Origin of the sequence: Nocardia sp. NPDC047654, assembly GCF_043205035.1 — a bacterium.
Classification (GTDB): domain Bacteria; phylum Actinomycetota; class Actinomycetes; order Mycobacteriales; family Mycobacteriaceae; genus Nocardia.
The window spans coordinates 1,033,088-1,045,239 of record NZ_JBIDDF010000002.1 but is presented as its reverse complement, the minus strand read 5'-3'; the positions used below and the strand labels follow the sequence as shown (position 1 = coordinate 1,045,239).

The 12,152-nt window shown below is 69.2% G+C and carries 15 protein-coding genes; 9 read left to right on the top strand and 6 right to left on the bottom strand.

What is annotated here, in order from left to right; all coding sequences use genetic code 11:
• Nucleotides 1-110: 110 nt before the first annotated feature.
• A complete protein-coding gene (locus ACGF7Y_RS13370; RefSeq protein WP_393233006.1) occupies nt 111-461 on the top strand; it encodes a hypothetical protein in 351 nt (116 codons plus the stop codon).
• Between the two features lie 10 nt (nt 462-471).
• Here the strand turns inward: ACGF7Y_RS13370 and ACGF7Y_RS13365 are convergent, their stop codons facing one another.
• Nucleotides 472-1,506, bottom strand: a complete 1,035-nt coding sequence (locus ACGF7Y_RS13365; RefSeq protein WP_393233175.1) for an aldo/keto reductase — start codon at nt 1,504-1,506, stop codon at nt 472-474.
• Between the two features lie 113 nt (nt 1,507-1,619).
• Here ACGF7Y_RS13365 and ACGF7Y_RS13360 point away from each other — a divergent pair, with 113 nt between their 5' ends.
• On the top strand, nt 1,620-2,249 hold the full coding sequence (locus ACGF7Y_RS13360) for a TetR/AcrR family transcriptional regulator (RefSeq protein WP_393233004.1): 630 nt from the start codon (nt 1,620-1,622) through the stop codon (nt 2,247-2,249).
• Here ACGF7Y_RS13360 and ACGF7Y_RS13355 read toward each other — a convergent pair.
• Complete coding sequence (locus tag ACGF7Y_RS13355) at nt 2,246-2,848, bottom strand: TIGR03086 family metal-binding protein (protein ID WP_393233003.1); 603 nt, start codon at nt 2,846-2,848, stop codon at nt 2,246-2,248. The genes ACGF7Y_RS13360 and ACGF7Y_RS13355 overlap by 4 nt on opposite strands.
• Nucleotides 2,849-2,957: 109 nt before the next feature.
• Nucleotides 2,958-3,416 carry a MarR family winged helix-turn-helix transcriptional regulator gene (locus tag ACGF7Y_RS13350; protein ID WP_393233000.1) on the bottom strand — a complete coding sequence of 153 codons (459 nt, stop codon included), beginning with the start codon at nt 3,414-3,416 and terminating at the stop codon, nt 2,958-2,960.
• 63 nt (nt 3,417-3,479) lie between these two features.
• On the opposite strand from ACGF7Y_RS13350, the gene ACGF7Y_RS13345 reads away from it, so the two are divergent.
• The 3 genes from ACGF7Y_RS13345 to ACGF7Y_RS13335 all read left to right on the top strand — a co-directional run bounded on the left by ACGF7Y_RS13345 (nt 3,480) and on the right by ACGF7Y_RS13335 (nt 4,680).
• Nucleotides 3,480-3,980, top strand: a complete 501-nt coding sequence (locus ACGF7Y_RS13345; RefSeq protein ID WP_393232997.1) for an SgcJ/EcaC family oxidoreductase — start codon at nt 3,480-3,482, stop codon at nt 3,978-3,980.
• Nucleotides 3,981-4,074: 94 nt separating this feature from the next.
• Complete coding sequence (locus ACGF7Y_RS13340) at nt 4,075-4,323, top strand: hypothetical protein (protein WP_062968263.1); 249 nt, start codon at nt 4,075-4,077, stop codon at nt 4,321-4,323.
• Nucleotides 4,324-4,452: 129 nt separating this feature from the next.
• Nucleotides 4,453-4,680, top strand: coding sequence for a hypothetical protein (locus tag ACGF7Y_RS13335; protein WP_393232995.1), 228 nt, complete (start codon nt 4,453-4,455; stop codon nt 4,678-4,680).
• Nucleotides 4,681-4,689: 9 nt separating this feature from the next.
• On the opposite strand, the gene menD is transcribed toward ACGF7Y_RS13335, so the two are convergent.
• The 3 genes from menD to ACGF7Y_RS13320 all read right to left on the bottom strand — a co-directional run bounded on the left by menD (nt 4,690) and on the right by ACGF7Y_RS13320 (nt 8,143).
• Nucleotides 4,690-6,333, bottom strand: a complete 1,644-nt coding sequence (gene menD / locus ACGF7Y_RS13330) for a 2-succinyl-5-enolpyruvyl-6-hydroxy-3-cyclohexene-1-carboxylic-acid synthase (RefSeq protein ID WP_393232993.1) — start codon at nt 6,331-6,333, stop codon at nt 4,690-4,692.
• Nucleotides 6,334-6,965: 632 nt separating this feature from the next.
• Nucleotides 6,966-7,412, bottom strand: a complete 447-nt coding sequence (locus tag ACGF7Y_RS13325) for a DUF6918 family protein (RefSeq protein ID WP_063051613.1) — start codon at nt 7,410-7,412, stop codon at nt 6,966-6,968.
• A gap of 74 nt (nt 7,413-7,486) precedes the next feature.
• A complete protein-coding gene (locus ACGF7Y_RS13320) occupies nt 7,487-8,143 on the bottom strand; it encodes a PaaI family thioesterase (protein ID WP_393232989.1) in 657 nt (218 codons plus the stop codon).
• A 94-nt stretch (nt 8,144-8,237) separates the two neighbouring features.
• Here ACGF7Y_RS13320 and ACGF7Y_RS13315 point away from each other — a divergent pair, with 94 nt between their 5' ends.
• The 4 genes from ACGF7Y_RS13315 to ACGF7Y_RS13300 all read left to right on the top strand — a co-directional run bounded on the left by ACGF7Y_RS13315 (nt 8,238) and on the right by ACGF7Y_RS13300 (nt 12,112).
• Nucleotides 8,238-9,131, top strand: coding sequence for a 1,4-dihydroxy-2-naphthoyl-CoA synthase (locus ACGF7Y_RS13315; RefSeq protein WP_063051615.1), 894 nt, complete (start codon nt 8,238-8,240; stop codon nt 9,129-9,131).
• A 1-nt stretch (nt 9,132) separates the two neighbouring features.
• Complete coding sequence (locus tag ACGF7Y_RS13310) at nt 9,133-9,525, top strand: VOC family protein (RefSeq protein ID WP_357129702.1); 393 nt, start codon at nt 9,133-9,135, stop codon at nt 9,523-9,525.
• Between the two features lie 338 nt (nt 9,526-9,863).
• The gene (gene menE, locus ACGF7Y_RS13305) at nt 9,864-11,024 is read left to right on the top strand and encodes an o-succinylbenzoate--CoA ligase (RefSeq protein WP_393232986.1); all 1,161 of its coding nucleotides are present in this window, start codon (nt 9,864-9,866) and stop codon (nt 11,022-11,024) included.
• A gap of 95 nt (nt 11,025-11,119) precedes the next feature.
• Complete coding sequence (locus ACGF7Y_RS13300; RefSeq protein ID WP_393232983.1) at nt 11,120-12,112, top strand: ATP-binding cassette domain-containing protein; 993 nt, start codon at nt 11,120-11,122, stop codon at nt 12,110-12,112.
• Nucleotides 12,113-12,152: the final 40 nt, after the last annotated feature.

Genomic DNA, 12,152 nt, shown 5'->3' with positions numbered 1-12,152 from the left:
GCATTCGCTCCAGCCAACGCGGCACAGGTATGGGGCGCCTGCGGAGTGTCATCCAAGCAGGACAAGGTCGTCGCTGGCTACAGCAAAGCGACATGGGAGGAAGGCTTGCCGTGCATGAGCCGACCTACGAAGAGCTGACGGACTCCATCGTTCGAGCCGCGAACTGGGAAGGGCTCAAAGTTCGCATGAAGGACGGCATTCCGTACATTGTCGAACGCGATGGCGCGGCGCTGACTCCTCCGGTTGCCATGCGCTTCACGCCGGACACTCTGCAGGAGTACTACCGCAAGATCGCGGAGGATGCCCTGCGTGGCAGACCCGAATCCCCTTGGGAGTGGTGGATGGACTTGATGTCCACCCACCTCGGGGAGGCGATGTACGACCTGGACCGCGTGGGCGGTCCGGCCGTGATCACCATCGGCAAGTTCGGCTTCACCGCGACGCCGATCCGAGCGGAGTGACGTCCTCGGCTCACACCGCGGGCGGGTTCAGGCGGGTGAAGTCCGGGAGGCGGTAGTACGGGTAGTAGGGGTAGGGCGGGGTGGTGGCGCTTGCTTTGTCCAGGCGGGCGATCTGGTCGGCGTCGAGTTCCCAGCCGATCGCGCCGAGGTTCTGGCGTAGCTGCTCCTCGTTGCGGGCGCCGACGATGACGGTGGCGACGGTGGGGCGGCGCAGCAGCCAGTTGAGGGCGATCTGCGGCACGGTCTTGCCGGTTTCGGCGGCCAGCTCGTCGAGGACGTCGACCACGTCGTAGAGCTTCTCCTCGTCCACCGGTGGACCGGCCTCGGCGGTCCGGTGCAGGCGACTGCCTTCCGGAAGCGGTTGGCCGCGACGGATCTTGCCGGTGAGCCTGCCCCAGCCGAGGGGACTCCAGACCACCGCGCCGACACCTTGGTCGCGGCCGAGCGGCATGAGCTCCCACTCGTAGTCCCGCCCGACCAGCGAGTAGTAGACCTGGTGCGCGACGTACCTGGTCAGTCCGTCGCGATCCGCCGCGGCGAGGGATTTCATCAGCTGCCAGCCCGCGAAGTTCGACGCGCCGACGTAGCGGATCTTGCCCGCGCGCACCAGATCGTCCAGGGCCGCGACCACTTCCTCCACCGGCGTGCCCGCGTCGAAGGCGTGCAGCTGGAACAGATCGATGTAGTCCGTGCCCAGCCTGCGCAGCGACGCCTCCACCGCACCGATCAGCCTGGCCCGGCCGGAACCGGCGTCCGCCGGGCCGGGGCCGGTCGGCAGCGTCGCCTTGGTGGACAGCAGCACCCGATCACGCCTGCCCTGGACGGCGGCGCCCAGCACCTCCTCGGAGGCGCCGTCGGAGTAGACGTCGGCGGTGTCGAACATATTCACGCCCGCGTCCAAGCTGATGTCGACCAGCCGCCGCGCCTGTTCGGCATCGGTGTCGCCCCACGCGCCGAACAGTTCACCCCGGCCGCCGAAAGTGCCCGCGCCGAAGCTCAAGGCCGGGACGTGCAGACCTGATGCGCCGAGCCGCCGGTACTCCATCTGTGTGTCGACCATCCGAACGTTCACTGGACAGCCCTCCTAAAGGATCTATAGTTCCATTAAAACTTCGGACGGTACACCCGTTCGCCGATAAATGAAACTGGAGTGCCGTTATGGAGCCGGAAGAGGCCACACCCGGATCGGTTCGACCCGGTGGGCGGACCGCGCGGGTTCGCGCCGCCGTCCTGCGAGCGGCGGGCGACCTGCTGGCCGAACACGGGTTCGCCCACCTCGACCTCGCCGAGGTCGCGGCGCGCGCCGAAGTCGGCAAGACCACCGTCTACCGCCGCTGGCGCACGCCCACCGGCCTGATCGCCGACCTGCTGACCGACATGGCCGAGCAGTCGCTGCCGCACGCCGACACCGGCTCGCTGCTCGGCGATCTCACCGCCAACGCCCGCCTGGTCGCGAAAACGCTGTCCGATCCACGCCAAGGCAAGCTATTCCGCGCCGTGATCGCCGCCGCCACCTGCGACGAGTCCGCCGCGACCGCTCTGCGCCGCTTCTACGACGTGCGGCTCACCGAGTGGTCGGCGTGCGTAGCGGCCGCCGTCGCGCGCGGCGAAGCGCCGGAGCGCACCGACGCACGCGCGGTGCTGTCCGCGGTGTCGGCCCCGCTCTACTACCGGCTGCTCGCCAGCGGCGACCCGATCGACGACGCCGCCGCGGATACCGCCGCGCACGCCGCGGTCGATGCCGTGATCGCGGGCACGTTCGTAACCCCCGATTCGTCGCTCGACTAGCCGAGCACCGCTCCCCTGGCGTCCGCGGTCCAGTCGTCGCGGCGACCGGTGTAAGCGAGCATTCGCGCCAAGGCCGGCGCGTCGGGCGCGACCGGCACCACCGGTCCGAACAGACCGGGCACCCCTTCGGCCGGGGTCTCGCGCAGCATGTCCAGCAGGATCGCCAAGTGCCCGTCGTCGCAGGCGAAGGGCTGCCCCGTGGCCTTCGCGAGATCCCAGCCGTGCACCACAACCTCGTCCAGCGCGATCCTGGCCATCACCGGGGCCGGTTCGCTCACTCCGCCCGCCTCGGTCACCCCGTCCCAGGACACGGGCTCCCGCCACGCTGCCACCAGGGCATCGAGCTGGGCCGGAACGCGCTCGCGCCAGTCCTCGGGCAAGGCGCGCTCCACCGGCGGAGCCGGCGCGACCGAACCACCGACGGCCTCCTTGGTGGCCGCTCGACGAAACGCCTCGGTCAGATCGAGCACGTGCGCGAGCAGATCACGCACCGTGGTGTCGGCGCACGGCGTCGGCGCGGCGAGCTGGTCGTCGGTGATGCGGCCGACCACGGACGACAGAGCGACAGCGGCGGGTTCGAAATCGAATTCCGGATTCATCGAATCTCCTGAGCCGGGGACAGGTTCATCCATGCAGACGTCCCAGCCGGGCCGAACTCATCGGTCCGGAGGAACGCGAAGTCGAACACCGCAGGAAGTAGCGCTCCGGTCAGCTCTGCGATGCGATGCGGTCGGTCTGTGCGCGATGCACATCCAAGGCCGTGTGCAGGAAGTCGAGAATCAGCGAGAGCTGGTCGGGGTCGTAGCGACCGAGAGCCCGCGCACCCGCCCGGCCGACCGGCTCGAAGATCCGCTCCGCCATGTCGTGTGCGGCGGCAGTGGCGGTTACCAGCACACGGCGCCGATTGGCCGGATCCTGACCGCGTGTGACGAATCCCGCCCGCTCCAGTCGATCGATCACCGCGGTGGTGGCCGCGGGGCTGAGTCGCACCGCCGCGCTCAACTCACCCGCGGGCAGCGGGCCACGGCCGAGCACCACATCGAGGCAGCGAAGATCGGTGCGGTTCATGCCCAGGTGCGCGGCGACCGCCTCGTCGAAGACGTCGAAGCTCTGCTGGAGCAGTCGCAACTGCGTGCCGATGGCGCCGATAAGGGTTTCTTTCGACATTCGAAACTTTCTGCTATCGTATCTTTCGTTCATCGAAATAATAGCACGCACAAGGACGCTCCCATGCACGACACCGACATCGACGACGCCGAGATCCGCACGCTGTTCCGCGACCTCATGCAGGCATGGACCGACAACGACGCCGAGGCCTACGCCGGCCATTTCACCGCCGACTCCGACTACGTGTCCTATGACGGCACCCGCGCGATCGGCCGAGCGGAGCACCAGCGCAATCACGACAAGCTCTTCCGAGGCGTGCTGGCAGGCTCCGCACTGGTCGGCGACCTGGAGTCGATTCGCTTCGTCACCCCGGACGTGGCGATCCTGCACGGCACGGCGTCGGTACTGATGCCGTGGCGATCGCGGCTGCCCGAGCGCAGGCGATCGCGCCAGACGCTGGTGCTGCTACGCACCTCCGAGGGCTGGCGGATAACCGCGATCCACAATGGCCGGATCCGCCCGGTGACGGTTCCCGAACCGGATTCCTTTCCGGCCGGAATGTCTCGCCTCATGGGCCGCGCGGCACGCAGGCTCGGAGTCGGACCGCGCCGGCCCGCTCGGTAACCGCGCGGAACCGGGCCGCCTCGACCGCCGCGCGAGGTACCGCCGTTACGCACTCGTAGCGGCGAAATGCGCTGGAAAAGCGGATAATTGGTAGATGAAGGGTGATCGGGTGGAGATCGTCGTCGACGTCGGCGACGGATCTCGCAGTTACGAGATCGCGGCTACCCGGGCGGGGCGGCGGGTCGAGGTCAGGATCGCGCGTGGCGTGGTCGAAGTCAGCGAAGTGACGCGATCGGGGACGGCGGTGCGGACCGCGCGGTTCATGGCCGGGCGCACGCTCGCACTGGTCGAGCACCCCGCCGATGCCACGGCGGCGCGGGTCGACGAAGAGCGACAACGCTGAGGCGAAAATGCTTGCCGTCCGTCCCGACCACGGGCATCCTCGATGCAGTCGGAGTCGATCGTCCGCCTCGATTGCGGCATCCCGCGACGGGTATGCCCATCGAGACGCCTACGCGGAGAGGAGCGCACGATGTCAGATCCCCTTGCCGACGCGGTCCCGGAGGCGGATCTCGCCGAGCAGTCCATCCCGGCGTATCCGGAGGAGCCGGTGGTCGCCGACGACCTGCCGGAGCAGGACGACGCCGTCGGACGGGCGATTCCCGAGCGCGACGTCTTGGAGGCGAATCCGGCGGACGTGCTCGAGCAGTCCATCGTGGTTCCGATGGACGACGACCCCGAGGACGAATTCGGCTTCTGACCGTACGGCTCAGGGCTGGATCTTCGCCCGCACCGTCGCGTGCAGTTCCCGCAGGCTGGACCGCTCGGTGGCCACCTCGAGCACCCGCATGCCATGGGCGTGCCCGGTCAGCTCGACGGCCAACTGTTGCGGGTCCACCTGCCGGTGCGGGATGCGATAGGCGGCGCACAGGGCGGCGAGATCCATGCCGTGCGGGGTGCCGAAGACCCGTTCGAACACGCCCGCGTACTGCGGGTCGCCCTGCTCGAGCAGCTCGAAGATGCCGCCGCCGTCGTCGTTGGCCACCACGATGGTCAAGTCGGCCGGTCGCGGTTCGCCGGGGCCGATCAGCAGACCGGACGCGTCGTGCAGGAAGGTCAGGTCGCCGATCAGCGCGATGGTGCGCCCCTCGTGGTGCAGGGCGGCGCCCACCGCGGTGGACACCGTGCCGTCGATCCCGGCCACGCCGCGATTCGACAGCACCTTGATCCCCGGCCGCGGATGCGACACCAGCGCGGCGTCCCGCACCGGGTTGGAGGCGCCGAGCAGCAGTTGGTCGCCGTCCCGCAGCGCGTCCATCACGACCGCGGCGACGTGCAGCCCGGTGGGTTTCGGATGCCGCGCGAGTTCGGCGCGCACCACCTGGTCGGCTTTCGCGTTCAGTTCACGACACTGCTCCAGCCATCGCGCGCTGGGAGCGCCGCTGATGACCGCGCGCGTACCGGTACCGACCACGTTGCCGGAGACGTCGGGCCAGCGTGGACCCGTGGTGAGCGCGTAGACCCGGACGTCCGGATCGGCGAGCACCTTCGAGACCTGCCGGTGCAGGGTCGGGCGGCCGGTGATGATCGCCTGCTTCGGCCGCAGCAGCGACAGCACCAGCGGATGCAGCGCGGGGCCGTGCATGGGGGCGGTGGGCTCGGCGACGGTCGGCAGATCCGCCAGCTCCGGGCGCAACCCGGCGCCGTGTCCGGAGATCACCACCGTGTCCGGTGTGAGGTCGAGATCGAGCGGCACGTCCAGGGTGGCGTACTGGGTCTCGGTCCAGGCGCACTCGCCCGCGCGACCCGTGGGAGCCGACTCACCCGGCGCCAGGTCGGGGACCAGCGGCTCACGCAGCGGGACATCGAAGTGCACCGGGCCCGCGTTGCCGGAGCGGGTGCCGCGCGCCGCCGCCAGCACCCGGCACACCGCCGAACGCCACTGGCTGTTCTGCTGGTCATAGGGCGGGTGCTCGGCGTCCCCGGCCTCCCGCTCTGCCAGGCCGAGCGAGATGGTGGCCCGGACCTGGCTGCCGAACAGGCCGAGCTGTTCGACGGTCTGGTTGGCTCCGGAGCCGAGCAGTTCATAGGGTCGGTTGGCGCTGAGCACCACCAGCGGGACGCGGGCGTAGTTCGCCTCCAGCACGGCAGGCCCGAGGTTGGCCACCGCGGTACCCGAGGTCATCACGACCGGGACCGGGTGCCCGCTCGCGATCGCGAGCCCGACGGCGAGAAAGCCCGCCGTTCGCTCGTCGATCCGCATGTGCAGCCGCAGCCGCCCCACCGCGTCGGCAGCCTGGAGGGCGAAGGCCAGCGGAGCGTTCCGGGAGCCGGGGCACAGGACGACATCCCGCACGCCCCCGCGCACGAGTTCGTCGACGACGACCTGCGCTTGTGCTGTTGACGGGTTCACGTCTCCAGACTGGCAGACAGTCAACTGGAAGTCGCCGCCGGGAGGCTCGCAATCACACGTGTCCTCGGACACTGCCTCCGGGCCGCGATCGCTCCCGAGGAGGCCGACGAGCCCGCGCGGCTCGGCTGACGTGCGAGCACGCGGCAGGGGGGTCGCTATCGATGGATGCTCGGTCGCGATCCGAGGAGGGGCCCGCGACCCTCGGCTCGGCAGGCGCTCGACAAACACCGCCCAGCTCTCGCCCAGCAGCTACCACCACGAATGACAGGGCCAGCGGCAATCACTCGGACCGCGACCCTCCAAGGAGGGCTGAGAGCGTGCCCTGACCTACTCACTCGGCCACACGGCCCGGCTCCCGGTTTCGAGCGAAGCGAGACCGAGCATGCGCCGTTCGCGGCCCGGCTCGCGTCCGAGTGGCCGTCGCGTAGGCGACGAAGGAGCAAGCGGCGGTCGCGCGAACGCAAGCCAAGAGGGGGCCGCGAACACCCAGCGCCGCAGGCGCTGGAAAAACCGACACGGCCCGGCTCGCGTCCGAGTGGCCGCCGCGTCCGCGACGAAGTCGCGAGCGGTGGTCGCCCGGGCGCGAGCCACTAGGGGGCCGCGAACACCCAGCGCCGCAGGCGCTGGGAAAACTACTGAGCGTGCTTCTGGATCAGGTCGCCCACGCGCGGCAGCGCCTCGATGACGTTCTTCTTCGCCGAGGAACGCATCGAGGAGTAGACCTTCTGCAGGGCCGGGCGAGTGGAGGATTCGGCCCGAGCGTCGGTGACGGCGAGCAACGCCTCGGCGACCTCGTCCGACTTGGCGACGAGCAGATCGGCGAACTTGCCGGAGCCCGACGCCGTGTACTCCTGCCAGAACGGCTCCAGCTGCGCGACGAACTTGGGCGCCAACGACTCCAGCGCATCGGGCACGATGGACGGGCTGATCTTCTTGACCGCCGCGTAGCCACCCTTCACAGCCAGGCCGGACGCACCACCCTTGTCCGAGACCTCGGCATCGAGAACCTCGACGGCGTCGGCAAGGAAAGCCGGGCGCTTCGCGTCGTCGAGCAGGGATTCAGACAGTGCTGCAACCACTTTCAGGTTCCTCCGGATCGGTATCGATGAACGAGCGAGGGCAACTATACGCACCCGCGCCAGCATTCACCCGGCTACGGCTGCCACGGCAGCAACTCCACCATCAGACCTTCGCAGTCGGCGAGCAGATCGCCCTGCTCATCGAGCAATTCGGCGGCGATGAAAGTTTTGCGCCCTTCGATCCGGTCGACCCGTCCGCGAACCGTCAGTTGTGTTTCCAGCGGAGTGATCTTGCGATAGTTCACATGAAGGTACGCGGTGCGGCTGATCGGCCGTCCGGCGTAGTGCACGATCATGCCGAGCAGATCGTCGAACAGCAGCGGCAGCACACCGCCGTGCGCGGCGCCGTTGCCGCCGAGATGGAAACGGCGGAACACTCCCGTCATCTCGATGCCGTCCGGCCCCGCCTCGACCACTTGCCACGGCAGCAGCAGAAGGCTTCCCCGTCCCGGCAGTTCGACGGCGCGGCCGGCCGGTCCCTGCAACTCGGGCGCGCGGTAGGGCTCCAGCAGATCGATCAGCTCGCGGGCTTTGGCCTGCGCGGCTCCGAACACGTCGTCGGGCGCGTCCACGGACACGGCGAGATCCTGCAACGTCCGCATGGCTTCCACGAATCCGCCGAAGTTCGGCCCGACCCGCGCGGGGGTGACCTTCGGGAATCCGCCGTGCTTCTCGTACCGGGACCCGTCCACCGCGCTCCGGTCGATAACCGGTTTCACTTGCTCGCTCATAACTTGCACGGTAACGCGTATTTTTACACCGTCAAATCGAGATCCCTCTGCCCGCTCACGACTTTCGGGCGCAGCGCGACCTAGCATTGCCCGGGTGACGTTCAATCCGAAGCTGTGGCGTCCCGTTCCGGGATTCGAGAACCTGACCGACATCACCTATCACCGGCACATCGAGCAGGGCACCGTGCGTGTGGCGTTCGACCGGCCGGAGGTGCGCAATGCGTTCCGCCCGCACACGGTCGACGAACTCTTCCGGGCACTCGACCACGCGCGGATGACTTCGGACGTCGGCGCGGTGCTGCTCACCGGCAACGGTCCCAGCCCGAAGGACGGCGGCTGGGCGTTCTGCTCCGGCGGTGACCAGCGCATCCGCGGCCGCAGCGGATACCAGTACGCCAGCGGTGACACCGCGGACACGGTCGACCAGGCCCGCGCGGGCCGCCTGCACATCCTGGAGGTGCAGCGGTTGATCCGTTTCATGCCGAAGGTGGTGATCGCCCTGGTGAACGGGTGGGCCGCGGGCGGTGGTCACAGCCTGCACGTGGTCTGCGACCTCACCCTGGCCAGCCGCGAGCACGCCCGCTTCAAGCAGACCGACGCCGACGTGGGCAGCTTCGACGGCGGCTACGGCAGCGCCTACCTGGCCAAGATGGTCGGCCAGAAGTTCGCCCGCGAGATCTTCTTCCTCGGCCGCCCCTACACCGCCGAGGAAATGCATCAGATGGGCGCGGTGAACAAGGTCGTCGACCACGCCGAACTGGAGGACGTCGCACTGGAGTGGACCGCCGACATCAACGGCAAATCCCCGCAGGCGCAGCGCATGCTGAAGTACGCGTTCAATTTGCTGGACGACGGTCTGGTCGGCCAGCAACTCTTCGCGGGCGAGGCGACCAGGATGGCCTACATGACCGACGAAGCCGTCGAAGGCCGCGACGCGTTCCTGCAGAAACGCGAGCCGGACTGGACTCCCTACCCCTGGTACTTCTGACATGGACATCCTCAGCAGCCGAATCATCCTGCGGCCCGCCGATTACCAGGCCACGCTCGCGTTCTACCGGGACGGCCTGGAGCTGGCCATCGCGCGGGAATATCCGGGCGGCACCGTCTTCTTCGCGGGCCAGTCGCTGATCGAGGTGGCCGCGCATGGCGGGTCGGGGGAATCGTCGTCGTTCGAGGGCGCCATCTGGCTCCAGGTGCGCGACGTGTCCGCCGCCGCCGTGGAACTGGCGCTGAAGGGCATCGCGATCGACCGCGCACCGGTCGAGGAGCCGTGGGGCTTGCACGAGATGTGGGTGCACGATCCCGACGGCGTGCCGGTCGTTCTGGTGGAGGTCCCGCCGTCGCATCCGATCAGGCGGGATTCCCGCTGGTCGCCGTCGTAGCAACGGTTCGGATCGGTAGTTCGGCGGGCGCCACCGAGTTGCCAACGCGAGAACCGGCGAGGACGATAACGCTCGGACGGCCACCCGACCGCCGACGTCCGGGCCGGCTGTGTCCGTGTCCCGTCCGACCGAGTGAATCGCAGTCTCGATGTCTGTCGTACTTGAGCCCCGATCCGACCGGGTGACCGCGCCGCGGGTGCGCCACTCCGGCATACCGACCCGTTCCGCACGCGGTTACGCGGGCATGACACGATCCCTACCGTGAGGGAGTGCAGCGAGCGAGCCATGGGGACAGCGGCTCTGGGCACGACCGAGCCTGGCGAGCGGCGAGGCATGGCATGAGTAAGACACTGCGCACCTTGCCGATGCCCACCGGGTCCGGTCTCGGCGATGTCATGCCCCATCTGCGGGCGGCGCTGGAAGGTAGCGGGGCCGCGTGGCTGCCCGTTCCCAACAGCGATCGACGCGAGTCGAGACGCTTGAGCGACGCTCTCTCCCCCGGCGAGCCGATCGACGAGGAAGTCGCTCTGGTGGTGACCACCTCCGGCACCACGGGCGTGCCGAAGGGCGCGATGCTGAGTTCGGCGGCCCTGCGCGCGAGCGGCACCGCCACACACGACCGGCTCGGCGGTCCCGGCAACTGGTTGCTGGCCCTGCCCACCCATCACATCGCCGGTATCCAGGTGCTGCTGCGCAGCATCCTGGCGGGGACCGAACCCACCGTGCTGGACGTGTCCGGCGGATTCCTGCCCGAGGCGCTGGCCGGCGCGATCACGGGTATGCGCGGTGAACGGCGCTACACATCCCTGGTCCCGACCCAGCTGATCAAGGCGCTCGAGTCGCCGGTGGCCACCACCGCGCTGGCCGAGCTCGACTGCGTACTGGTGGGCGGCGCGGCCACTCCGCTGCCGGTCTACGAGCGCGCGCGAGCCGCGGGCATCACCGTGGTGCGCACCTATGGCATGAGCGAGACCTGCGGCGGCTGCGTATACGACGGCGTGCCGCTGGAGGGCACGAAGGTCCGGATCGAAGACGGCCGGGTGGTGCTGGGCGGCGCCATGATCGCCACGGGCTACCGCAATCAGCCCGACCATCCCGCCTTCGCCGAACCGGGCTGGTTCCGCACCGAGGACGCGGGTGCCTTCGACAACGGCCTGCTGAGCATCACCGGACGGCTCGACGAGGCGATCACCACCGGCGGCCTGCTGGTGATCCCGCAGGTGGTCGAGGCCGTGCTGATCAACCACCCCACGATCAGCGAGGTGGTCGTCGTCGGCCTGCCGGACGAACGCCTCGGCCAGCGCGTCGCCGTCGCCGTGATCCCCGCCCCGGGCGCCACCCCCGACCTGGCCGAGCTGCGCGAATACGTCGCCGACGAACTGGACTCCATCGCCGCTCCCCGCGAACTCGCCGTTCTCGACGAGTTCCCCCTCCGCGGCCCCGGGAAGCCCGACCGCGCCAAAGTCCGCGAATACCTTTTGGCCGACTCGACCCACTAGCGACAGCAGGCAGCGCGCTGCCCCTCTCCGTCCGGCACGTCGTGCGACAGCGCCGTGCAAGAGCCGTGCAAGTCTCGGTGTCCACAGTTGTCCACATGACTTCTTTCGCACCAACTTCAGCGCTCGCCGTCGAGGCGGACGGCCTGGTCAAGGTGTTCGGGGAACAGCGTGCCGTCGATGGGGTGAGCCTGGCGGTGCCGCAGGGCTCGGTGTACGGCGTGCTCGGTCCGAACGGCGCGGGCAAGACCACGACCATCCGCATGCTCGCGACCCTGCTGCGACCGGACGGCGGCCGCGGCCGCATCTTCGGCCACGACGTGGTGGCGGAGCCGACGGCGGTCCGCTCGCTCATCGGCGTCACGGGCCAGTACGCCTCCGTCGACGAGGACCTGACCGCCACCGAGAACCTGATCGTCTTCTCCCGCCTGCTCGGGCTCAGCAGCATCGATGCCCGGCGCAAAGCGGCCGACCTGCTGGAGGAGTTCGATCTCACCGAGGCGGCGAACAAGCCGCTGCGGAACTTCTCCGGCGGCATGCGGCGCAGGCTCGATCTGGCGGCCAGCCTGATCGCGACGCCGCCGCTGCTGTTCCTCGACGAACCGACCACCGGCCTCGACCCGCGCACCCGCGCCCAGATGTGGGAGACCATCCGCCGCCTCGTCCGCGAAGGCGCCACGGTGCTGCTCACCACCCAGTATCTGGACGAGGCCGACCAGCTGGCCGACCGGATCGCGGTGATCGACCACGGCAAGGTGATCGCCGACGGCACGGCCGACGAACTGAAGGCCTCCGTGGGCGGCTCCAGCCTGCACCTGACCTTGGTCGATCGCGGCAGGCTCGATGAGGCGCGCCACATCATCGGCGATTTCCTCGGCGTCGAAGCGCAGATCACCCCGGAGGCCGGGCGGCTCACCGCGCCATTGACCGACGCGGGCGTCACCGCCGATCTGCTGATCCGCCTGCGCGAGCGCGAGATCGGCGTCGACGAGATCACCGTGACCAAGCCGAGCCTGGACGAGGTCTTCCTCACCATCACCGGCCACCCCGCCGACGCCACCACCGACGAGTCCGACAAGAGCGCGGCGTGAACGCCCGGCCCGCAGGCGGCAGCCTGCGCGACCACGAAGC